Below are 24304 nucleotides of genomic sequence, written 5' to 3' on the forward strand. Positions count from 1 at the left end.
AAATATGAAGCGATTTGAATTTAACCAAGGGGTAATGATTCCAGTTCGATTGCCAAGGGAGAACAATAAAGGCTGTTGCAGACTAACTCATTTAGGACAACTTGCAGGAGAAGAAGGCTTATTTTGGCTAAATAGCAATGCTTTGAATATGGTGTCTCAAAAGCTTTCTAAGAAGGAAAGGGAAGGTTTTACCCAAGATATAGAAAATGGAAATGCAGTTCTTATCAACTTAAATTGGGGAACGGTGGAGCAATGGAAAGAAAGGCTTGAGAAGAATCATAAAGGAAAAAAGAGCGTTCACCTTTTAGCCCTTGGTGACGTGGGTAGCACAGTTTTGACGGCATTAAAACTTTTGGGTGGCGATTGTATTCAAACTTTAGGAATTTATGACGTAAATGAAAATGTTTGTAAAAGATGGGAAAGCGAGTTAAATCAAGGGGCTTTCCCTTGGGATTACGATAGAATGCCTGAGGTAGTAATTTTAAAGGAAGAAGAACTTTTTGATTGCGATATGTTTGTATTCTGTGCATCAAAAGGCATTCCGCCAGTGGGTTCAGAAGTACAGGATGTTCGAATGGTTCAGTTCGAGGCAAATCGAGGAATTATTTCGGTTTTTGCTAAAAAAGCCAGAGATAGTGAATTCCAAGGTCTGTTTGCCGTGGTTTCCGATCCCGTTGACCCATTGTGTAAGGCGGCATTTATGGCAAGCAACTCTGACGAAAATGGGGTGTTTGACGGAAAAGGGCTACGTCCGGAACAGGTTCAAGGCTATGGTTTAGGAGTAATGAATGCCCGTGCAGCTTATTATGCCAAGAAAGAGGAACGGTTTTCTTCCTTTTTAAAGGAGGGAAGGGCTTATGGCCCCCATGGGCAAGATTTGGTCATTGCCAACAGTATAGAAAATTATGACGAAGCCCTTTCCAAGGAGTTAACCCAGTTGGCAATTGAGGCAAACTTACGCACCAGAGAATTGGGTTTTAAGCCTTATGTGGCCCCGGCCATTTCATCTGCGGCCATCTCTCTGATTCTAACCCTGCAGGGAGAGTGGCATTACAGCTCGAACTATCTGGGTGGAGTATATATGGGATGTAAAAACCGAACCACACCTTGGGGCGTGGAAATTGAAAGTTTGCCACTACCAAAACAGCTTTTTGTCAGATTGGAAAAAGCCTTTCGTGGACTGGAGGGGATACAATGAAAGAAAAGTTGACTTTAGTTTATCCCAGATGTGAAGATGCAATTAGAACAATGCGCCTTCGTGCCTTACTAGAAGAAGTCTTAGGGAATTACGAAACGGAGGAAATGATTGAAACAGTAGATGCTTTTGGCCCATTGAAAAACCGAAGGATTATTTTTGCAATCCCATTGGGTATTTCAGGGGTCAACTTGGAGTATTGCCGATTCTTAAAGAAAATGAGAACAGACCCCTTCATGTTGGAAGGTAGTGTTGGGGGAATTATTATTGATGGGGAGAGTGAGCTTTATACAAAGTCTGTTGCCAGAGGGCTGATCTTTACAGCGAACCAAGCAGGATGCACTTTCCCTGGCAGGGCTATGGTTGAAGGAACGAAGGATTTATTGAATTATAATATTCAGGCCATGAATTTAGAGACGGATAACCTGACGGCATATCATATTTCCGCAGGGGAGATGGTAAAGCGGGTGATGGAGTTTCAGCCTTTACAAAAAAAACGGGCGAATATTCTTGTTCTTCATGCCAGCAACTATGGAACCTCCAATACGGTTGGGCTTTGGCATATGATTAAGGAACATTTGGAGCATTGCGATATTACAGAAATTTCCCTGCGTAACGGTACTATCCAAGACTGTAGCGGCTGCCCTTACCGTATGTGTATGCACTTTAGTGAAAAGTCCAGTTGTTATTATGGTGGTGTAATTACCAAGGAAGTATATCCTGGGATTTTAGCCTGTGATGCCATGCTGATTCTTGCGCCAAATTATAACGACGCCGTGAGTGCCAACATTACAGCGTTTATCAACCGCTTGACTGCGTTGTTTCGGAAAACCCAATTCTACAAAAAGCACCTATTTGCCGTTGTGGTTTCAGGGTATAGCGGTGGGGATATTGTGGCAGAGCAATTAATTAGTGCGTTAAGTATGAATAAAACCTTCCGTTTGCCCCCTAAGTTCGCAATGGTGGAAACGGCGAATGACCCTGCAAGTATTTTAAAAGTTGAGGGGATTGAGGAAAGATCCACTGCCTTTGCCAAAGGTATGATGGATGTATTAGTGAAAAGGTAATGATAGAAAATGTATATGAATAAATTATTATAAAAACGTTGTTTTCCATAAATTGAAAATCAACGTTTTTTTGTTTTAGCCTTAAATATAATAGTATAAAACCATGCCGTGTTTTTATTAGAAGACGACTCTTGTTCCTAGGCGTAAATACAACCAATATGGATATCGAAAATAAAGTTATATCGTTCCACGGATGCTGTGTGTTTAAAGAAAGTATGAAACTTTTTGGTTGTGGACTTTACGTAGAGGTTTCTACTTTAAACGTAACAAGTCCACAAAAAATAGAAAACCTAGGTAAATAAACAAAAAATTGTCCTTAACACAAATTATAAATCAGTAAAATGTGGTTAGCAGTATCCCGTTTTAAATCGAAGGGGATACTGCTAACAATATATTATTTTCCGCTATCGCCATAGTTGGAAAGGACACGAGCCGAGGGATCTTTAACATCGCAGCCTTCCCACTCTTTGTTGGGCATCCAGAAATCCTTCACCATTTTTGCCTGATGAGGGTAGTGTTTTTCAAAAATTTCACGATATAATAAGCTTTCTTTTGTAAAAGGAGTTGCGAAATCATACTGTTTACATTTTTCTTGGAACTCCTCATCGGTATATTTGTTTTCTGCATATTCCTTTAAATCATCCACCATGGAGTGACCAACGGCGTCGCTAAAGGCAGCTTTTTCACGATATAGAATGTGGTGAGGTAACCAATCCCCTTCAAACGCATGACGAAGGAGGTATTTGCCCATGCCGTAGGTATTCATTTTCATGGCAGGATCAATGGACATAACATAACGAACAAAGTCCAAGTCACCAAAGGGAACTCTGGCTTCTAAAGAGTTCACGGAAATACAGCGGTCGGCACGCAAAACATCATACATATAAAGCTCATCCACACGCTTTTTTGCTTCCCTTTGGAAAGCTTCGGGCGTGGGTGCAAAATCTGTATATTTATAGCCGAATAACTCATCGGAAATTTCCCCTGTTAGCAAAACCCGAATATCTGTCTGCTGGTGGATTCCTTTGCAAATTAAGTACATACCCATGCTTGCACGAATTGTGGTAATGTCGTAAGTCCCTAAAGTATAGATTACATAGTCCAAAGCTTCCAAAACATCTTCTTTAGAAATGATAACTTCGGTGTGGTCAGAATGCAGGTACTGGGCAACTTCTTTTGCATAGCCAAGGTCGATGGCGTCTTTTTCCATACCGATGGCAAAGGTTCGGATAGGTTTTTTCAAAACCTTTGTTGCCACAGCGCAAACTAGGCTGCTGTCTAAACCACCGCTTAATAAAAAGCCCAAAGGTGCATCGGCAACCAGTCTTTTTTCAATGCCCTTTACCAACAATTCCCGTATTTTTTCACAAGTGGTTTCTAAATCGTCGGTAGAATAAGTATCAACAGAAGTTAAGTCACAGTAACGTACAAATTCACCTTGGCCATAGTAATGACCGGGAGGGAAGGGCATGATTTCAACGCAAAGACCAATTAAATTTTTTGCTTCACTGGCAAAAACAATAGAGCCATCTTGGCAATAACCGTAGAACAAAGGACGAATGCCAATAGGATCTCTGGCGGCAACAAAGGAATCTTTTTTGCCATCATAAAGAATTATGGCAAACTCCCCATCTAATTGTTTAAACATATCTAAGCCATACTCACGGTACATGGGCAAAAGGATTTCGCAGTCAGATTCGCTAACAAAGCTATACTTTCCAGACAACTTTTCTTTGACAGAAGAGAAGCCATAAAGTTCCCCGTTGCAAACCACCGCATCCCCTTGAAGGCAGAAGGGCTGCATACCCCGTTCGTCTAAGTCCATAATGGCAAGACGATGAAAGCAAAGCATACCTTCGCCCACTGCTATGGTGCGAGACATATCAGGCCCTCTGGAAATGGTGCGGTGGTAACATTCTATCATTTTTTCTAAATCCTGTTGTTTTGTAAAACCCATAATTGAACACATAAAAAAACACCTCCGAATGTATTATGCAGCTAAATATCCTAAATTTAAAAATAGGACGAATAGCTGCCATCCGCGGTGCCACCTAAATTACTGTTAAAACAGTCTCTTTCTGGGTTCAAATAAACCCGTGTTCCGTAACGGGGAACAAAGCGTCTCACCTACTGCTCCCAAGGAGGTTCGGATTGAGGCTACGAAGTGTTATTCATATAAAATCCTACACAAAGTTCTCACTATCCTTTGCTCACTGGGGCGGTTTTTTTATACTACTTGTCTTCATCAACGCCGTTTTCAATTTTGTGTGTATTGTACACTGCTTCGATTTTAATGTCAATAGGTGATTTTAGGTTAGCAAAGTATATAAAGATATACATCTGCGTTTATTTTAGCCAAATTGTTTAAATTATTTGGCTTTTTCTACTACGAAAATGGAAGGGGGAAAGCAATGTTCATTGACAAGTGCATGAAATTTGCACATATAATTAAAAAATTAGAAGATTTGATTATTCATTCTGGTGAGCTTTGTAGCTAATTATTATTTTTGCAATTTCATATTTTAGTTGACAGCTGACAAAGCAGCCCATATAATGACGTGGTATACAGCAACGGGGCTGCGGCTAGACGTGTTTCCATAAGAGATTTCTAAAGAATTTTTTGTGGTTTTGCGTCTATCTGCAGTCCCTTCTCATTTATAAATCGTGTTGACAGTAACAATAAACAACCACAACAAGGAGGCTGGAAAATATGGAAAATAATGTTCCCAAGTTATTTGGTTCTATGGTTTTTCATGAACACGTAATGAAGGAAAGATTGCCGAAAAGCACCTACAAAACAATGTGCAAAGTAATGCAAGAGGGAAAGCGGCTAGACAAGGACGTAGCAGATATTGTGGCAAATGCTATGAAGGATTGGGCCGTTGAAAAAGGTGTTACGCACTATACCCATTGGTTCCAGCCTATGACAGGAATTACTGCGGAAAAACACGATAGCTTTATTACACCTGCGGGAGATAGTCAGGTGATTATGGAGTTTTCAGGAAAAGAATTGATTCAGGGAGAGCCGGATGCTTCCAGTTTTCCAAACGGAGGTTTGCGTGCAACCTTTGAGGCAAGGGGGTATACCGCTTGGGATCCAACATCCTTTGCATTTATTAAAGATAATACACTGTGTATTCCTACGGCTTTTTACTCCTACGGCGGTCAGGCGTTGGATAAAAAAACGCCTCTGCTTCGTTCTATGGAAGCCTTCAATAAACAAGCTATGCGTATATTGAAAGTGTTTGGGGATACGGAAACGAACCGTGTAAATACTACAGTAGGTTCTGAACAAGAGTACTTCTTGATTGATAAGGCTGTATACATGAAGCGCAAAGACTTAGTTTTCTGTGGAAGAACGCTATTTGGAGCAAAACCTCCCAAAGGTCAGGAATTAGACGATCATTATTTTGGTGCAATCAAGCCCAGAGTTAAGGCATTCATGAGTGATTTAAATGTTGAACTATGGAAATTAGGTATCTTGGCAAAAACTGAGCATAACGAAGTGGCACCTGCCCAGCATGAGTTAGCGCCGATTTTTACAACGGTTAATATTGCTTGTGACCATAATCAGGTTACAATGGAAATAATGAAAAAAGTGGCTGATAGAAATGGCTTGGTTTGTTTGTTGCACGAAAAACCATTCGAAGGAGTCAATGGGAGCGGCAAGCATAATAACTGGTCCATTTCTACGGATAAAGGGGTAAACCTTCTGGAACCTGGCGATTCGCCTGTAGAAAATACTAGATTTTTGTTGTTCTTGGTTGCTTTGATGAAAGCTGTAGATGAATATCAAGATATGTTGCGTATTTCCGTTGCCTCCGCAGGAAATGACCATCGTTTGGGTGCCAATGAAGCACCTCCCGCTATTGTATCTATGTTTGTTGGGGAAGATTTGCAGGAGGTATTAGATAGCATTGAAAGCGGCGTGGAATATGCAGGCAAAGATAGAGAGATGATGAAGGTTGGCGTTCATGTTTTACCTAGGTTCTTTAAGGATACAACAGATAGAAACAGAACTTCCCCCTTTGCTTTTACCGGAAATAAATTTGAATTTCGTATGTTGGGAAGCTCCGTTTCCATTGCTTGCCCGAACTTTGTTTTAAATACCATTGCTGCAGAAGAGTTATCTCAGTTTGCGGACCAACTGGAAAATGTGGAGAACTTCACGACGGCTGTAAATGAACTCATACGAAAAACTGTTAGGGATCATAAGCGTATTATTTTCAATGGCAATAACTATTCTGACGAATGGGTGATTGAAGCGGAAAAAAGAGGCCTGCTAAACCTAAGAACAACGGTGGATGCATTACCTCATTATGTGAAAGAAAAGAATGTGAATACTTTTATAAAACATGGAATTTTGACCGCAGAGGAAGTACGTTCTCGTTATGAAATTCTCCTTGAAAACTACATCAAGGTTGTGCATATCGAAGCATTAACCATGCTGGATCTAGGAAAAAAAAGTATTTTGCCTGCAGTAAGCGCTTATGTAAAAGATTTGGCGGAAACAATTTGTTTGAAGAGACAAATTTCCTCTGCAATTAACTGTCGTAGCGAGGAAGGCTTGGCAATCCGGCTTTCTGATTTGTGTGCCGACTTTGTAGACAAGGTTAAGATTTTGGAAGATTCTTTGGAAACAACAGAGGGTATCACCAGTGAACAGGCAAAGGCGGAGCATTACAAAAATGCAGTCATCCCTGCCATGGAAGAACTGCGTGGCATTGCAGATAGCATGGAAGAGGAAGTTGGCGAAAAATATTGGCCTTTTCCCACTTACGCTGAATTATTATTTAGTGTGTTTTAATACATAAGAACTTTAATAAATACAAAAGATACAAAAGGTTTTTTCTTGTTTTTTTGTTACACTGAAATAGGCTAGGAGGGAATAAACATGGAAGAAAATCAAATGAAGATTTTACGGCTCGCCCAAAGCCATTGTGTGGATGGTAAGGAGCTGGATTTAGCAGATATTTGTAAACTTAGTGCCCCTATGACAATGATGGAAGTTCTAGAAATCATTCCTATTTTAGCAGCCGAGGGTTATATCGAAGTCATTGAGATAGACATGTGCTGCGGCGCTGATTATATTGTAACGGGAATTACGGACAAAGGGAGTTCTTTTTTAAGCAACTCGTAACTACAGAGGGATTTTCATAAAACAGGATGTCACAAAGTATAAAATTTGTGGCATTCTGTTTTTACTTGGTAAGGGTTTAAAATTAAAAATATGGTTACATGTTTGGTTTGTTTTCATCCCTCAAGTAACTCTTAGAAGTAAGTTTTTTCAGGGAAATGAATATGATTTTATTTCTGAAATCATATAAAAGGATAGAAATAAGTAAAGGAATATGAAAGAAGGTAAGAGAATATGCATAAAGAGGTGGCGAAGGAAGCAAAAAACCTTATGGCATGAGTAAAGGAAGCTAATTTTAAAGAATTTATTAGAAAATCTTAAAAAATTATTAGAAATTTAATGTTTTCATACAATTAACTTTATTTTATTGAAAATTATGGTAAAATAGGTATGTGCTTACAGTTATATTTTAAGAAGCAACGAATTAACTTTCCGTTCATTGAAGTGGTAGGTGATTTATGAGAAGGGCAATTATTTCACTTTTTTCCATGGCAATGGTAATTTGTTTATTAATCTGTGGAATTTCAGTTTTGTTTGATCCAAGAGATGTAAGTTTTAATCAAGAAAAGGTTACTTATTTAACGGATGGCTGGTTTTATCAATTGGAGGATGGACAAGAAGAAGCATTTAAAGTACCTTGCAAAATACAAGCTGCCGAAGGGCAACCTTCCGAAATTTATAGGACTTTTTATGAATCCATCCCTGAGGGAGTTTCCTTGGGATTTCGATCTTCCCAACAGGAAATAGTCGTTTCTTTAGGCGATGAAATAATATATTCCTATGGTAAGACAAGAGCTGTGCCAACCATGCCAGACTCACCGGCTAGTGCTTGGCATATTGTTGAGTTACCCCAAATTCATTCTGGGCAGACACTGAAGATTGCCTCGTTATCGCCATATAGGTATTATCATGGCAAAATTAACGAGATGATGTTGGGTAGTAAAAGTGCAATTTTATTTCATATTGCCACCCGCTATTTCCCAGCCTTTTTCACCAGTGCCTTGGTTTTGATTATAGCCTTGGCCTTGACGTTCTATGGCTTATATATATATAAAATTCGTCATTCAGCCAATTTTTTATATATAGGGGTATTTGCTCTGCTATTGGGAACTTATTTTTTTGCAGAATCAAAGTTCGCCCAATTTTTCTTTGGAAAAGCGCTGCTGCCGTATCAAATGGTTTTTCTATCCACAGCCCTCATTCCGATTCCTATGCTTTTGTTTTTTAGCAGTGCTTTACAGCCAAAAGAAATTCGTCTTTATGAACTCCTCTGTTGTGTGACCATTACTAATTTCTTTGCAATGATTATGGCACAGTCACTGGGCTTTGCAGACTTTTATGAGTGGCTGCCCCTTTCCCACTCCATAATATTTCTATCCATGCTTTTGGTTTTGTGGACGATGGCTGAGCTTAACCAAAATGATACTTATAGAGGGGCTAAGAATTTATTTTTAGGCATCAGCGTATTTGTACTTTCTGGAATGCTTGATATTTTTTTCTTTTATGCAATGAATCAAAACGACTCTATCGTGTTTTTGCAGGTGGGTACGTTGTTGTCTTTGATTATTATCACAAAGGGAGAAATCAATCAAAATGTGGAGCTAATTCAGATTGGCTTAGAAGCGGCTGCTTTGAAAAAGGCGGCCTATACGGATGCTTTAACACAGATTGGAAACAGATACGCCTTTGATTTACGCTTGGAGGAATTGGCGCAAATGGAGGCCAAAGAAAATATTGATAATGCTATCTGTATTATTGACGTAGATGGGTTGAAATTTGCAAACGATACTTATGGCCATTGGATGGGGGATCAATTAATTTGCTGTATGGCACAGTGTTTACAATCTGTGTTCCATGATATTGGTATGTGTTTCCGTATTGGTGGGGATGAATTTGCCGTAATTCTAAGGGGGAAGCCGGAGGAGTTACAGCAATATTCAAGTAAGCTGAAGGAAGCGATTATCAAAAACAACATGGCAAGCCAATGCAATTTAAGTGCATCCTGGGGAATAGCCTTCCAAAAAGATACTGAGGGTAACAGCATTTATGAGGCATTTCAAATTGCCGACGTCTTAATGTATCAGGATAAAGAAAGTAAAAAGGAAAAAAGGGTAAATTATGAAAGTTACGCAATCAGTGTTGCCAATAAAGCTGGGGATAGATAAGTTGTTTTCTCAGACATTGGAATTTTAAAAAAGAAATGGCAATGATGCAGATGAAAAAGCCTTGTATTGCAATGTCTTTACGGTTTTTCTCTGCTAAGTATGATAGGTTATTTGCTAGGAAATTGGATTACATTATAAAAAAATGAATCAAGAAAAGGGTGTCCATAGTTTTTTGCTATGGGCATTTTTTTTGCCGCTATATCGTTAAATTTTATATTTTGTTGGTAAAAAATGTAAGGAAATATTTTATGATTTCTATTTATATTAACCAAAATAGAAATCATTCATATTTAGGTTTAAACAAAATAATAAATAAAATTTATATTGAATAGGTAAAACATAGAGATTGAGATGAACATTTTATTTTATTCTCTATGAAAAATTAACTAATTTTCTGTTGCATGTAAAAAAGGGTTGAGTTATGAGGGGTTTGGTGGTATTCTGTCTGCGGGTGGTATTGAAAAAACTGCACCATTGTGTTTTTTTATTTTTTTGCAACCTGTTTTATGACGTTACTTCATCTTTTAAGAGAGGCAAGACTTCAAAAAAAAGCAGTAAATTGCGAAGAAATAGTGATTTATCTTTTCGCCAACTCATATCTATCGGGAATGAGATTGACACGGGATGTTGTACCATGCTTTCGGAGGTGGTATCATATCAAAATTGGTTTTATAGGACCTGGAAAAGTAGGGGTAAACCTTGGTCGGTATTTTATCCATCAAGGGATTATCGTAAACGGATTTTTTGGCAAAACTTTTGAGCATACCCAAGAAGCTTGCCGAATGACCAATACAAAAGTTTATTATAGTTTAGAAGAAATAATTCAAGAAAATGATATTTTATGGGTTACAACTCCCGATGATGCGATTCCAACGATAGATATTGAACTTTCTAAGTTGGATGTAAAAGGCAAATCCATTTGTCACGCCAGTGGCGCACTTTCATCAACGGCTTTACAACGTTCAAAAAATGCAGGTGCAGCCGTTTATTCAATCCATCCAATTTATGCATTTTCCCATAAGACGGTGGACTTCAATGAGCTTCACAAGGTGAAGTTTTCTTTAGAAGGAGACCTTACGAGGGAGGATGATGAGGTTTTACAAATGATGAAGAAATTAGAAAATTTCTATTTTACTCGAAATATGGAAACCTCAGCTACATATCATCTTGCCAATGTTTTTGTATCAAACCTAACCCTAGCCCTTTTAGATATAGGGGTTTCCTATTTTCAAGAAATGGGCCTTTCTCAAGAAGAAGCAATATTTGCTGTAATGCCTTTGGTAAAAGGTAATATTCGCAATATTGAGGAGAAGGGGTTTCTTTCTTCCCTCACAGGGCCTGTGCCCAGAGGGGATTGGAACACAGTACAACGACATCTTTCTGTGGTAAAGGAAAAGGATAAAGAAATTTATCAAGAACTTTCCCTCCGCCTTCTGGAACTAGCACGGAAAAAAGGTGATGCCGTAAAAGAAAACAACTATAAAAAAGTTGAACTTTGTTTGAAAGGATTGGAAGAATGAAAAATACGGTTTTGACGTTTAAACAAGCAAAGGCACAAGGTAAGAAATTAAGTATGCTTACTGCCTATGATTATTCTATGGCAAAGATTATTGATGAAAGCGGGATTCATGGGATTTTAATAGGGGATTCCCTGGGCATGGTAATTCAAGGGGAGGAGGACACCCTGTCAGTTACGGTAGATGAAATAATCTATCATACAAAAGCTGTGAAAAGAGGGGCTAAAAACGCTCTGATTGTAAGTGATATGCCATTTTTGTCTTATCATACGTCTATTGAGAATGCCATTTACAATGCAGGACGTATGGTAAAAGAAGGTGGTGCCCATGCGGTAAAGCTGGAGGGCGGTGCCAATGTATTAGCTCAAGTTCGTGGAATTGTTGCAGCTCAAATTCCCGTTATGGGGCATTTGGGTTTAACGCCACAGTCTGTGAATGCTTTTGGTGGCTTTAAAGTACAGGGAAAAAGCGAAGAAGCAGCGAAACAGTTGATTGCCGATGCTGTTGCTTTAGAAGAAGCGGGAGCCTTTGCCATTGTTTTGGAAGGCATTCCTGCCAAGGTCGCTGAATTGATTACCAAGAAAGTCTCCATACCCACCATTGGCATTGGTGCAGGTAAGGAGTGCGATGGACAGATTTTGGTTTATCAAGATATGTTAGGGATGTTTGATAACTTTGTTCCCAAATTTGTTAAGCAGTATGCAAACTTAGGAAATACTATGAAAGAAGCCATAGGTATGTATATCCATGAGGTGGACAAGGGTGATTTCCCTGAGGAAAAGCATACCTTTAAAATAGATGATGAGCAGTTAAAAAAGCTATACTAGGAGATAACAGGAGATAGGATTATGATTGTAAATACAATTGAAGAAGTTCGCAATTTAATTAAGGGTTGGAGAAAAGAAGGCCTTTCTGTGGGCTTTGTACCAACCATGGGTGCTTTACATGAGGGGCATCAAAGCTTAATGGAACGGGCGGTTTCCCAAAATGATAGGGTTGTTGCCAGTATATTTGTGAACCCCACCCAATTTGGCCCCAACGAAGATTTTGAAGCGTATCCCAGAGATTTGGAAAAAGATGTTGCATTATGCAAAGAAGTAGGCGTTCATGTGGTATTCGCACCCCAAGGGGAGGAATTATACTTTCCTGATAAAGCTACAACGGTTCATATTTCTGGCATCACAGATGTTCTTTGTGGTAGCAAAAGACCAGGACACTTTGACGGTGTTTGCTTAGTGGTATCCAAGTTTTTTAATATCATTCAGCCAGATAGAGCGTATTTTGGACAGAAGGACGCACAGCAGGTAGCTGTAATAAAAAGAATGGTTCGTGATTTGAACTATGAGATCGAAATTGTTTCCTGCCCCATTGTTAGAGAGGCAGACGGATTAGCGAAAAGTTCGAGAAATCTGTATTTATCCAAGGAGGAGCGGGAAGCGGCTCTTGTTTTGAACAAAAGTCTAGAATTTGTAAAAAAAGCCTTAGACCAAGGAGAGCGAAATGCTTCTATTTTAAAGGCTGCAATTCTTTCTTGCATTATACAAGAACCTTTGGCAAAAATTGATTATGTTGAAGTTGTAGAAATGGAAAGTTTACAGAGTATTAGTGGCGATATTAACTGCCCTATTTTAATCCCCATAGCAGTGTATATTGGGAAAACAAGATTGATTGACAATATAACATACGCAGTATAACGTTAAAAGAACTTCGTCTCACAGCCATATTATCTCTTAAGTTATAAGTAGCAGTTGAATTTATGGGCGTTTTCCAGGGAATTCATTTTAAAGAATTTCATAGGGGGACGTCTATTTGTCTATAGAAAACGTGATGATTTCTTGTGAAGGGGAAAGGCTTTTAGCCAAGTGGGATGCCTTGTAAAGGTAGTCTGTGTATGTTATAATTGGAAAATAGTATTTAGATTTTAGTGAGGAGTCGTTTTAATGAATATCTTGAAAAAAGCAGGTCAATTTATAGTATTATTTATCATAACTTTATTGATATCCTTTGTTTTTACCATAGGATTATTTATGCTATCTTCTTTCTTGCCCTCTCTTTTTCAGCCTCTCAATACTATTTTCTGGGTGTCAAATGGTGCAATTCATTTTGTTTTTTTGTTGGAAGTGTTCCTTGTACTCATTTGTTTTCAAGTACTATCACGGCTATTTAAATTTCCTTATGCCATAGAAAAGTTAACAAAATTTCTCGATATTATAAAAAAGTATTCTTATATTTCTTTTTTTATATTTATGTTTTTATTTTATGCTGTTGTGATTGATACAACGTTCATAACTTCTGAAAACATTGTTGTAAAAAGAGTTTTTTCGCCGGTAGGGAAAGTATATTCTTATAGCGATGTGATAGGCGTTAGTACGGGAATTTATGGTTCTAGAGACTCGCTTTTTATGGATGGGACGGGTAGCTTTTATTATAATATTATATTGAAAGATGGAATACAAATTGGTTTATCGGAATTAAGTGGGGCAAATGCAAAGGATTATGATGTTTACGAACTGATAGAAGATTTTGACCATAAAGTTATGAAGGGTAGTAATGTGGTGAAAATTTCATCCGAAGATAGTCTTGTATATTGCGACTTTGACAAACAATACAAAGACTGCTTGGAAAGAATTATATTAAATAAATAATATAGCAGCACAGGAAGGGCGCCATTGTTAAAAACAATGGCGCCCAAAAAAATTCTAAAATAGCAGCATCAAACTTATTTTCCTGTATCGGGGAATATAGGCTGTCCTTCGTACAACACAAACTTACGATAGCGTCTTTTTAATGTCCTATATTTTAAAACAATTTTCGTTGTACCCACAAGGGTATCATCCAAATCGTCCATATCGAAAACTTGGCTAATGTCAATAATCTGCCGAGGGTTAACATTAAATACATTTCTGTCGCATTTCGGACGATCTTCTAATACCACGGAGTTTCCTTTATAAAACACCAATGAAAAATCGTGCAAGATATTGGGGATATTACCGCTATTATAGACTTCCAAATCATAGCCAAGACGAAAAGGCTGTTTTACTTCCTCGTACATAGAGTTTTTAAAACTACTGTTCATGTGATACTTGATACGTACTTCTCGGAGAAAAATTCGTATGCCCCCTAATCGATGAACCCCCTCCATCACAAGAAAAGTGCTGACAGAACCAGCAACCGCACCAATAATACCTATATAATCACTTAACATTGCAACACCTCATTTCTAAGTAGTTCTTGCTTATCTTTCAATTCAGATGTGGGTTTGAAACCACCATAACTAAAATTAAGGGAATCCAAAGTTAAAAAATATAAAATTTAGATTTAACCATAAAAAATTTTCGTTTTTGTATTCTAAATTATACCATAGGAATTTAGAAAAACCAATTATAAATTTATATATTAAAAACGCTTCAATCAAAAACTTCACTTCGGAAAAATTTAATTTCATTCTATGAAAATAGATTAAAATAAGACTGATTTGAGCCATATATTTAAAGCTTATGTATACAAATATTACAAAATCTTACAAAAAAGATATATATTGTTGCATAAAAGAACAAAATAAATGTTGCAAATTGGAAAATAGATGATATAATTTTCAACGTAGGTTGTTGTTAAAATTTAGTAGATTTAAGAGGGTATTTATGTAAGTTTAAGCTTTTTGTGGTGTTTTTTAGTATGTGAATGGAGGGTTTACGTGAAATCAGTAAAAATCAAAACAAAAATGGCAGTTTTAATGCTTATAGTGGTTCTCTCGGGAATTGGCGTGGCAGGAACCTCAATTTTTCGGATGGAAGAGCAGAAGAAAATTGCCCTGCAAACCATGGAAGAGCAAATTAGGGCAGATTTTGACCAGAAAATTAAAGAGCAAGTAGAGAGTGCCGTTTCCGTGCTACAAAGGGTTTATGATGATCACTTGGCAGGGAAGTACACAAAAGAAGAGGCAGAAATAGTTGGAGCAAGTTTACTTAGAAACATGAGATATGGTGAAGATGGCTATTTCTGGGCAGATAAGTCGGATGGCACTTGTGTCGTTTTATTGGGTAACGATTTAGAAGGTACGAACCGTGCGGATGGCAAGGATGCAAATGGGTTCCCTTTTATCCAAGCACTGAAGGAGCAGGCAATGCAAGGTGGCGGTTATACTGACTTTGCCTTCCCTAGAGCTGGGGAGACGGAGGCTGCCCCTAAAAGAGGGTACTCTGTACACTTTGAGCCTTTCGACTGGATTCTGGGTACTGGAAACTATACTGACTATATCGATAACTATATTGCAGAGCAGAATACCATTGTTGAAGCTGATATTCAAAAATCAGTGTTTGGGCTTATCATAGTTATTTTGGTTTGCATTGGCCTTTCATGTTCATTGGGTCTTTACATTGTACTTAGTATTGTAAGGCCTATTGGAAAATTAAACAAAGCAACCAGAGCGCTGGCAGACGGTCACTTAGATACAGAAATTGATGTTGATTCCCATGATGAAATAGGACAACTGGCGGCATCTATGGGAACGCTGACAGAAAGGCTAAAAACTTATATTCTATACATTGATGAGGTTTCAGCTTTGTTAAATGAAATGGGACGTGGAAACTTAAATCTTACTTTCCAGAACACCTATGATGGAGACTTTGAGAAAATTAAAGAGGCATTAACAAATACTGCAAATATGTTAAACGATACCCTTAGCCAGATTAATATTGCCTCGGAGCAGGTGGCAAGTGGTTCGGAGCAGGTGGCTGCGGGTGCGCAGGCCCTTTCCCAGGGTGCAACGGAACAGGCAAGTTCCATTCAAGAGTTATCTGCATCCATAAACGAAGTTTCTGACCATAGCGAGAGAACAGCGAAAAATGCAGAAGAAGCGAAGTTGATTACCCTTGAAGCTTCTAATGCGATGAATCGTTCTAAAGATCAGATGAACCTCATGGTTCAGTCTATGGAGGAAATTAGTAGTACTTCCAATGAAATTAGTAAAATTATTAAGGCAATTGAAGATATTGCCTTCCAAACAAATATCTTGGCTCTAAATGCAGCGGTTGAAGCTGCAAGGGCAGGAGAGGCAGGAAAAGGCTTTGCTGTTGTTGCAGATGAAGTACGTAACTTGGCAGGGAAGTCTGCAGAAAGTGCAAAGAATACAGCGGCTTTGATTGAAAAATCTGTTAGCGCCGTAGAGCAGGGTGTAAACATAGTGAACGAAACAGCAAAATCCTTGGATGAAGTTGTGGCAAGCTCAGAAAAGTCCTCTCAGATTATTCAATATATTGCCGATGCCAGTGAAGAACAGGCAATTTCTATTTCCCAAGTGAATATCGGGGTAGAGCAGATTGCTGCCGTGGTTCAAACAAACTCTGCTACTGCTGAGGAAAGTGCAGCAGCAAGCGAAGAACTCTCTGGGCAGTCTCTCATGTTGAAGGAATTAATTGGTAATTTCAAGTTAAAAGGGAACCACCAAGATGTAACCTTCCATGCCACAGAATCTGCAGACGAAGATTATGAGCCGATGGATTACAAAAGCTATGGAGGCAAATATTAAGCTATATGGGAATAAGTCCCTAGGGAAATAAACCAAAAATCAAGGTGTTTTAAAAGTGATACATAAATTTTAACAACAAAAGCCCGGATTGCAAAGGTTTGAAAATCAAATCTTAGAAAGCAATCGGGCTTTTGTTAGGCTCAACATAGAAAATAGTTTTTAAAGGAACTAACTTTTTGTGGCTGGGAGAATGGCTTTTCCATTATAACCTAAAATTGCACTGAACAACAGACAGTTCTAGGGGATGAACATTAAATATAACCTTTCATGAAGTTTTATCATTCTTTCAGAACGATTGCGCTGACTTTATGTTGATGTTGCAAAAGTCTGGGGGTGTGGGCATCTAATGGAGCAAGAACGGTGGCAAGCATTAATATTTCTTTTGCAAAAACATTTACTTGGGTTTCTTTTACGTAGGTTATAGAATCTATTTCACTATTGTGATCGAAAGTATTTTTATCAACATCTCCTACTATGCTACCACTAAGTTCATGTGTTAATGTAAATGTACTCGTCCTAAATTGTTTACATAAACATTATAGACGATATGATACTCATGCTCAATTTAAAAAAAACCACCATCCCCTTTTTTGCTCTTGGTCCACTATATCCCAAAAGCTAAACTTGACTAGGGGATGGTTTTTCTTACCTGCTGATATAAACTGTATCTCATTGAAAGCACTTTTTATTCATAGGTTTTACTTCAAGGCACATTGTTTAAAATGTTTATTATGTGCTTAGAAACGAGCATCCTCGCCAGCTTCGTCTAAGGTTTTTTTAATGTCCTCAGCATTGTGGTTAACGGCAGTTGTTTGTAAACCTTTGACTGATATGTTTCCCTCTACACCAATAGAATCCTTTGAAGAAATGCCCAGTATACGATCAACGGCTGGCTGCATTGCCGGTTGATTTCGGTATGCAATCAAAACCCTAATCTCATGTTCAGTGGGAATAATTGAATCTTTAGTCACCATAATATTATTTTTTTCTGATGTTTGTGATAAAGCTTTGCAATTTTCCGTCCAACCCATTAAAAAAGCAGGTGAGGTTCCCAGTGCTTTTGCAATAGGCTCCAGAACAGTAATGGGTAAGTTTTCAATATCTCCATTTTCATAGCGGTAAATTGTAGCACGATTTTTTTTCAATTTATCCGCCAGTTCATCCACAGTTAATCCCTTTTTAACTCTACACTCTTTAATTCTTTGTCCGACTTCCATGTTATAGCCTCCTTTCTACTATAAGATTAGTATAGCATAAAATCGCATATATGCAATAGATAGCAAAAAAAATGTTGCGCTCAATGCGATAACTTGCAAATTTTTACAAAAAAGGTTGACTTTTCGACAGTTGTTCGTTAGTATTAAATTGTCGCATGATATGCGACAGAAAGGGAGCGAGACAATGGTAGATGGTAATGCGTTACGAAAAAAGATTTCTGAACATGATTTTACGGAAGAAAAATTAGCAGAAATGTTGGGGATGAGTCAAAAAATTTTCAACGCAAAGCTAAGAAGTTGTGGAAGTTGTTTTTCTATAAAAGAAGCAAAAAAGATTGTAATAGTTTTGGAACTCGAGGGGAAAGAAGCCGCTAGAATTTTTTTTGCTTGAATGTCGCATAAGTGCGAATAATGTCTCTCTGGATAATATTTGTCGTAAAGTAAGGGGGAGAGAGGGGGCAAAGTCTAAAAATTTTAACAGTTGGGAGTTAAGGGGGCAAATATCTGCCAGCAGTAATTGGCCTAAAGTTACTCAAATGATTCAGATTGATTTTGATATAGTGAGTAGGGAGGGTGGCTGTAGATGTCATATCAATGTAGATTGAGGGACAAGGATTGTGATGGGTGTGGCGATTGCCAACAGGAAGTTGAGCCTTGTCCCAATTGCAATGGGTTGGATTATGAGACTAAATATTTCCGTGGAAATGAATGGATTGGTTGCGATCAGTGTATAGAAAGAAGCTGCATATAAAATTAAAGGGGATGTCTTTTTTTATAATTCATTCTTCGGTGGTTGTTGAAATTTTAAGCACGGAGTATGAGAAAAAAATAAAAAAATTTTAAAGAGAATTTTCATACAAAATGACAGTCGTTGTTTTTGAGTGTTTTCCTTGGAATATGATGAAGGGGCGGGGCGTATTTTACAATAGGGAGGGGTTAGAATGTGTTATAAAATTACTTGTTGTTACCACTGCCAAGAGCGCTATCCACTTTGCCATGCCAGCTGTTTTCGTTATAAACAGGAGAGGGAAAAATTGGACAAACTACGAGAAGCACGCACGGTTATTTATGATGAGGTTGAGTTATATAAGCGTCAGAGGTTAAACAAAGTTAAGAGGTGACGCCATTGGCAAAGGAGAGAGATTTACAACTTTTGGGCTATGACATCTCTGAAAATCGTTATCGGGAATTAAAGTATTTTTGTAGGCAGTATAAGGAAAAGCAGAAAAAGCTGGCCTCTATAACAGAGTTGTCATCGCCTCAATTTGGCACAGTGAGAGGAGGTGTTTTTTCCGATAAAACAGCCAATGTTGCAATTAAAAAAGCACGTCTGGCAGAGGAGATGAAAATGATTGAACAGTCTGCTTTAGAGGCGGACGGAGAATTATACGAATATATTTTAGAAAATGTTATTGAAGGAACACCTTTTGAATATTTAGATGTTCCAACGAGCAGATCAGGATTTTATGCGATAAATTTTATGCGATAAGAAGAAGGTTCTTTTATATACTGGATCAAAAAAGGTAAGATATAATTAAAATAGAAAGTTAAAATTAATGTATTTCTTTGGAACAGAAAAGGCCCATTGCACGCAAGGGTTGGGTCCTGTATGCAATGGGTAAAAAAATGATTTCAGTGCTAGACGAACAATCAAAATAATAAATTAGTATTAACTCAAAGGGGCATACTTAGAATTAATCGGGTTAGTCTTCTTCTATCATTCCCCATAGAAATAGGCTTACCTCAAATTATGGTTTGCCAAATTTTTTATTGTACAAAAAAATATTCCCCATATGTATTTCAAATATCTCCTTACCTCCTGATGGAGTAGGTGGTTTTATGAAAAGTCAACAGGTGAGAAAGTTACATCGTACGAATAAAACTTGTCTAAAGTAAAAAACTTAGAAAAGCAAGGTATAAATTTAAACTTAGAAAAAAATCCCATAATAGGTATCATCTAAGGATGATGCTCTTTTTTATTTTAGCAGATAACGGCAGGAATTTTCTTAACAGGGGAGCTTACAATGAGAAATAAATTAAGGAAGAAACGCTTAAGGCTCAATCTGAACTTTTTTTAATCTGCGTTTTACATAAATAAGTAAATTTGTTATAATAAGAACCATAGTGTGTATGAAAAAGCTGTGTTTACTAAATTAATACTTTATTTAGGGTGTATTTCTTAAGTGATATGATAGATTTCGAAGGGAGGCAATAATGGGCTTAAATCTACTTTTAGTGGCGATTGTAATTATTGTGTGTGTAGTTAGTTATAAAGTTTCCAACAAGCTTGGTATGCCTATGCTTTTGGCATTTATTCTTCTGGGTATGTTTTTTGGTTCTGATGGAATCGTAAAAATTCGCTTTGATGATTATGTCTTTGCGGAACAACTTTGTACTGTAGCTTTAATTTTTATCATGTTTTACGGGGGCTTTGGTACAAAGTGGGAGGAAGCAAAGCCAGTTGCAATCAAAGCCATTCTTCTTTCATCTTTAGGAACTGTCATGACAGCAGTTCTTGTAGGGATTTTTTGTTATCTTATCTTGGGAATGTCAATTCTAGAAAGCTTTTTATTAGGGGCTGTTGTAAGCTCCACGGATGCTGCTTCTGTGTTTTCAATTCTACGTTCCAAGCGATTAAACTTGCGTTATAATACAGCATCTTTGCTTGAAATCGAAAGTGGTAGTAATGACCCTTTTTCATATATGCTAACGATTATCGTCCTCTCGTTGATGAATGGGAGTAGTTCTTTTGGTGAGTTCGTATACTTAATCTTTTGTCAGCTTGTATATGGCGGTGTATTTGGTTTTGGTCTTGCGATCTTTACAGTGCAGTTGTTAAAAAAATTTAAGCTGAATTCCTCGGGTTTTTATTCAATTTTTATTTTAGCAATTGCCCTTATTTCTTATGCTGTGCCAACACTTTTACATGGTAATGGATATTTGAGTGCCTATATTACAGGCATCATTCTGGGAAATAGTAAAATTAGCGACAAGGCAGAACTGGTGCATTTTTTCGATGGTTTAACGGGACTGATGCAGATATTGCTTTTTTTCCTTTTGGGATTACTTTCATTTCCATCCCAATTACCATCGGTAGCTCTAACGGCTTTAGCAATTTCCTTATTTTTAGCTTTCGTGGCAAGGCCTGTGGTTGTTTTTTCTATTCTTACTCCGTTTAGAAGCACGATGGGACAAAAACTAATGGTTTCATGGGCTGGGCTGAGAGGTGCTGCCTCAATTGTATTTGCAATCATTGCGATTATTAACCCGATAACCATGAATAGCGATATTTTTCATATTGTATTCTTTATTGTACTTTTCTCTATTTTAGTCCAAGGAACATTGATTCCCTTCGTTGCCAAAAAGTTGAAAATGATAGATGATGATATAGACGTTATGAGCACGTTTAACGATTATATGGATGAGTTGCCGGTACAGTTTCTTCAACTATCCATCCCTCCTGAATATCCATGGGTAAATGAAAAAATTCGGGATATTTTATTACCACCTGATTCCTTTTTGCTTTTGATTGTCAGGGGAGATGAAAATATCATACCCAATGGGGAAACAGAGATTCAAGCAAATGATATTTTGATTCTGAGTGGGAAGTCACCGAAAAAGATTGAAGGGATTTCTTTACATGAAATGAAGATAAAAAAGGAAACCCGTTGGCATGATAAAAAAATTGCCGATGTGCTTATGGGTGATGAACGAATTGTTCTAATCAGACGAGGGGAAGGTGTAGTGATACCAAAAGGAAATACGGTATTGCAAGAAAATGATACCCTTGTTTTTACTGAAATAAAACAATAGACGAGAAGAAACTAAATTAGTTTGTACTGCGAATCAGCTAGGGCATCATGACATTTAAGTCGTGACGTCCTAGCTGATTTATGTAGATTCTGTTATAAATTTGTGTCGCTTGTATAGGTTTCTCGTAAGGCATAAAATTGATTTTTGGATTTATAAAAGGTGACCAAAAAGATGATTGCCATAACGATGCCTACCAAGAGTAAAATTGTGGATATCACTGTCACAAACATTAGTAAGGTGGCTAAAGCACTAAGAATAGCCCATGCTTTCCACGTTGAAAACAGCTTTTCTCCAAAGAGGTCTATGTTTTTAGAAATTTCTATATCCAAAACACCACGGACTATATGGTAGATAGTATATAAGGTTATCGCCGTTGTGATGGTACCTAAAATGATGGTCAACAATTGGGAAGAGGCAGTGATAGAAAATAAGTTCATTAAATAAATCACTGCCATAATCACCACCATTGATTTGGAAAGTTCCAGAATTTGTTTAAAGTGAGGACTTTCTTCTGTCAATTCCAAAAGACCTTTATATATGAAAATATACCCCACAAAGTCAGGGACTAAGCCGATTAAAGCAGTATTAACCGTAAGGTTAAAGTCAAAAAAAATGAGTAACATTCCAGTAAATAATTGTTGCATCTTATCCCTCCTAAAAATAAAGTGTACAGTTAGTATAGCAAAATTAGAAAATATAGGCAACGCTTTTCATTAACACAGGAGTATAAGGGTAGGGAAAGCATAGAATTTAATCAAATTAATGAGGGCGCCATGGCAGAATAGCCGTGACACCCTTACTTATGTGTATTCCATTCATTTGTTTCATGGGTAGGGTCTTGGGGTGAGGCATAATACAGGATTTTAGAGCGATGTAAGGCGGATACAAAGGCAAGGTTGGCGATTGCGGTTGCCATAAGACAAAACAAGGATATTTCGGGCGAGGTTAAAAATATGACAGGTAAAGAGGTAAAAACAGCCCATACTTTCCACCTTAAAAACAGTTTTTCTCCAAAGAGATCTATGTTTTTTGAATCCTCCATATCCAAAATTCCACAAATCACATGGTAAGTAATATAGAGTGTTCCCCCCCCAGGTAATCATCACAAGAATGGTATCGGAGGAGTTGATTGACAATGCATTCATTGCGTAAACCGCTGCCATAACTACTGTCATTACCTGTGCAACGGGTAGCATCTGTTGAAAATGGGAGCTTTCCTCCATTAATTCAAAAAGGCCTTTATATATGATAATATACCCCACAAAATAAGGAAGTAAGTTAAATCCAAAAATCATTTTAAAAAAAGAGGAGTAAAAATTAGCATAAATAAAAAGCAATCCAGTAAATATTAGTTGCATCATAGGCCTCCTAAAATAACGAAATAAATTGCATAAAGGAATTATAACAAAATATGGAACCTATGCCAATAATTACTTGATTCTGTGGCATGGGAAAAAAGGTGTAACACCATTTTTATGGATGCCGCACCTTTTTCCCATACCGTTCAAAGTATATTATATTAGGAAGTATTAGTTTTTTATGAGGTTGCAACAAAAACAACCCAACGAGTAGATTTTCTTATATTAATCAAATATGGGCTAAAATCGCTTGACCCATTTCCTTCGTACCCAACAGGCTAGTACCCTCTGAGAAAATATCAGGGGTGCGGAGGCCTTCTTCCAAAACAGTCTTTACAGCATTTTCAATGGCTTCTGCCTCTTTTTCTAAGTGGAAAGAGTATTTTAACATCATTGCCACGGACAAAATTGCGGCGATAGGGTTTGCCTTATTTTGCCCAGCAATATCAGGGGCAGAACCATGAATAGGCTCATACATACCAAAAGTGCCTTCTCCTAGGCTTGCAGAAGGGAGCAGACCGATGGAGCCTGTAATCATGCTTGCCTCGTCGGATAAAATATCACCAAATATATTGGAAGTAACCATAACATCGAACTGCTTTGGATTGCGTACCAACTGCATTGCAGCATTATCCACATACATAAAGGAAAGGTCAACCTCAGGATAGTCATTTTTCATTTCTTCAGCAACCTTTCGCCAAAGACGAGAGGTTTCCAAAACATTTGCTTTGTCGACACAGCAAACTTTTTTGTTCCTTTGCATGGCAACCTCAAAGGCATTTTTTAAAATTCGCTTAATTTCCATTTCACTGTAAGCCTCTATGTCGTACGCTTCAATGCCGTACTTTCCTTCACGATAGCCACGCTCGCCAAAGTAAATTCCACCTGTTAATTCCCGTACAATGAGAATATCCAAGCCACCTTCTACGATATCTGCTTTCAACGGGCAGGCGTCCGCCAAGGCATCATAAATTTTTGCAGGGCGTAGGTTGGAAAATAGCTCCAATTCTGCTCGCAAGCCCAAAAGAGCCTTTTCGGGACGCTGTGCATTGGGCACATTATCCCATTTTGGGCCACCAACAGCACCCAAGATCACGCTGTCTGCTTCTTTGCAAATGGTCAGGGTTTCTGCAGGCAAGCATTCGCCGCAAGCATCAATGGCACAACCACCAGCAAGGGCATATTCCATCGTAAAGTTATGTTGAAACCTTTCTCCAACGGCTTTTAACACATTGACGGCTTCCTGCGTAACTTCGGGGCCGATACCATCCCCTTGAATGACCGCAATTCTATAATTTCCCATAATCC

21 protein-coding genes and 1 other annotated feature are annotated in these 24304 nt (G+C 37.9%); of the genes, 15 read left to right on the plus strand and 6 right to left on the minus strand.

Features of this window, described 5'->3' with window-relative positions:
• Positions 1-4: 4 nt before the first annotated feature.
• The gene (locus tag RBQ60_RS05430; protein WP_307885558.1) at positions 5-1198 is read left to right on the plus strand and encodes a lactate/malate family dehydrogenase; all 1194 of its coding nucleotides are present in this window, start codon (positions 5-7) and stop codon (positions 1196-1198) included.
• A complete protein-coding gene (locus RBQ60_RS05435) occupies positions 1195-2262 on the plus strand; it encodes an NAD(P)H-dependent oxidoreductase (protein ID WP_307885559.1) in 1068 nt (355 codons plus the stop codon). The genes RBQ60_RS05430 and RBQ60_RS05435 overlap by 4 nt, the downstream gene beginning before the upstream one ends.
• A gap of 394 nt (positions 2263-2656) precedes the next feature.
• Here RBQ60_RS05435 and asnB read toward each other — a convergent pair whose 3' ends face one another.
• Positions 2657-4231, minus strand: a complete 1575-nt coding sequence (gene asnB, locus RBQ60_RS05440; RefSeq protein WP_307885560.1) for an asparagine synthase B — start codon at positions 4229-4231, stop codon at positions 2657-2659.
• A gap of 48 nt (positions 4232-4279) precedes the next feature.
• Positions 4280-4520: a binding site (T-box leader), on the minus strand.
• A gap of 452 nt (positions 4521-4972) precedes the next feature.
• On the opposite strand from asnB, the gene RBQ60_RS05445 reads away from it, so the two are divergent.
• The 7 genes from RBQ60_RS05445 (at position 4973) to RBQ60_RS05475 (ending at position 13726) form a co-directional block, all read left to right on the plus strand.
• Positions 4973-7069, plus strand: a complete 2097-nt coding sequence (locus tag RBQ60_RS05445; protein ID WP_307885561.1) for a glutamine synthetase III family protein — start codon at positions 4973-4975, stop codon at positions 7067-7069.
• 87 nt (positions 7070-7156) lie between these two features.
• Positions 7157-7402 carry a hypothetical protein gene (locus tag RBQ60_RS05450; RefSeq protein ID WP_307885562.1) on the plus strand — a complete coding sequence of 82 codons (246 nt, stop codon included), beginning with the start codon at positions 7157-7159 and terminating at the stop codon, positions 7400-7402.
• 455 nt (positions 7403-7857) lie between these two features.
• Entirely contained in the window at positions 7858-9564 is a 1707-nt protein-coding gene (locus tag RBQ60_RS05455) for a diguanylate cyclase (protein WP_307885563.1), read from the plus strand.
• Between the two features lie 506 nt (positions 9565-10070).
• Positions 10071-11084, plus strand: a complete 1014-nt coding sequence (locus RBQ60_RS05460) for a Rossmann-like and DUF2520 domain-containing protein (protein ID WP_307885564.1) — start codon at positions 10071-10073, stop codon at positions 11082-11084.
• Positions 11081-11908, plus strand: coding sequence for a 3-methyl-2-oxobutanoate hydroxymethyltransferase (panB, locus tag RBQ60_RS05465; protein WP_307885565.1), 828 nt, complete (start codon positions 11081-11083; stop codon positions 11906-11908). The genes RBQ60_RS05460 and panB overlap by 4 nt, the downstream gene beginning before the upstream one ends.
• A gap of 18 nt (positions 11909-11926) precedes the next feature.
• A complete protein-coding gene (gene panC, locus RBQ60_RS05470) occupies positions 11927-12775 on the plus strand; it encodes a pantoate--beta-alanine ligase (protein WP_307885979.1) in 849 nt (282 codons plus the stop codon).
• A gap of 246 nt (positions 12776-13021) precedes the next feature.
• Positions 13022-13726 carry a hypothetical protein gene (locus RBQ60_RS05475; RefSeq protein ID WP_307885566.1) on the plus strand — a complete coding sequence of 235 codons (705 nt, stop codon included), beginning with the start codon at positions 13022-13024 and terminating at the stop codon, positions 13724-13726.
• A 74-nt stretch (positions 13727-13800) separates the two neighbouring features.
• Here the strand turns inward: RBQ60_RS05475 and RBQ60_RS05480 are convergent, their stop codons facing one another.
• Positions 13801-14286 (minus strand): hypothetical protein, encoded by a 486-nt coding sequence (locus tag RBQ60_RS05480; protein WP_307885567.1) that lies wholly within the window; start codon positions 14284-14286, stop codon positions 13801-13803.
• A 489-nt stretch (positions 14287-14775) separates the two neighbouring features.
• Here RBQ60_RS05480 and RBQ60_RS05485 point away from each other — a divergent pair, with 489 nt between their 5' ends.
• Complete coding sequence (locus RBQ60_RS05485) at positions 14776-16608, plus strand: methyl-accepting chemotaxis protein (RefSeq protein ID WP_307885568.1); 1833 nt, start codon at positions 14776-14778, stop codon at positions 16606-16608.
• Positions 16609-17345: 737 nt separating this feature from the next.
• On the opposite strand, the gene RBQ60_RS05490 is transcribed toward RBQ60_RS05485, so the two are convergent.
• Positions 17346-17825, minus strand: coding sequence for a helix-turn-helix domain-containing protein (locus tag RBQ60_RS05490; RefSeq protein ID WP_307885570.1), 480 nt, complete (start codon positions 17823-17825; stop codon positions 17346-17348).
• A gap of 184 nt (positions 17826-18009) precedes the next feature.
• Here RBQ60_RS05490 and RBQ60_RS05495 point away from each other — a divergent pair, with 184 nt between their 5' ends.
• From RBQ60_RS05495 to RBQ60_RS05515, 5 genes are all read left to right on the plus strand, one after another.
• A complete protein-coding gene (locus RBQ60_RS05495) occupies positions 18010-18216 on the plus strand; it encodes a hypothetical protein (RefSeq protein ID WP_307885571.1) in 207 nt (68 codons plus the stop codon).
• Positions 18217-18408: 192 nt separating this feature from the next.
• On the plus strand, positions 18409-18576 hold the full coding sequence (locus RBQ60_RS05500) for a hypothetical protein (protein ID WP_307885572.1): 168 nt from the start codon (positions 18409-18411) through the stop codon (positions 18574-18576).
• A 190-nt stretch (positions 18577-18766) separates the two neighbouring features.
• Positions 18767-18946 carry a hypothetical protein gene (locus tag RBQ60_RS05505; protein WP_307885573.1) on the plus strand — a complete coding sequence of 60 codons (180 nt, stop codon included), beginning with the start codon at positions 18767-18769 and terminating at the stop codon, positions 18944-18946.
• Positions 18947-18951: 5 nt separating this feature from the next.
• Positions 18952-19314: a hypothetical protein gene (locus RBQ60_RS05510; protein ID WP_307885574.1), complete on the plus strand. Its 363-nt coding sequence runs from the start codon at positions 18952-18954 to the stop codon at positions 19312-19314.
• 725 nt (positions 19315-20039) lie between these two features.
• On the plus strand, positions 20040-21638 hold the full coding sequence (locus tag RBQ60_RS05515) for a potassium/proton antiporter (protein WP_307885575.1): 1599 nt from the start codon (positions 20040-20042) through the stop codon (positions 21636-21638).
• 92 nt (positions 21639-21730) lie between these two features.
• On the opposite strand, the gene RBQ60_RS05520 is transcribed toward RBQ60_RS05515, so the two are convergent.
• From RBQ60_RS05520 to leuB, 3 genes are all read right to left on the minus strand, one after another.
• Positions 21731-22282, minus strand: coding sequence for a hypothetical protein (locus RBQ60_RS05520; RefSeq protein ID WP_307885576.1), 552 nt, complete (start codon positions 22280-22282; stop codon positions 21731-21733).
• A gap of 219 nt (positions 22283-22501) precedes the next feature.
• Positions 22502-22999, minus strand: a complete 498-nt coding sequence (locus RBQ60_RS05525; protein WP_307885577.1) for a hypothetical protein — start codon at positions 22997-22999, stop codon at positions 22502-22504.
• Between the two features lie 226 nt (positions 23000-23225).
• Positions 23226-24299 carry a 3-isopropylmalate dehydrogenase gene (gene leuB, locus RBQ60_RS05530; RefSeq protein WP_307885578.1) on the minus strand — a complete coding sequence of 358 codons (1074 nt, stop codon included), beginning with the start codon at positions 24297-24299 and terminating at the stop codon, positions 23226-23228.
• Positions 24300-24304: the final 5 nt, after the last annotated feature.

Origin of the sequence: Anaerotignum sp. MB30-C6, assembly GCF_030908465.1 — a bacterium.
GTDB lineage: Bacteria > Bacillota > Clostridia > Lachnospirales > Anaerotignaceae > Chakrabartyella.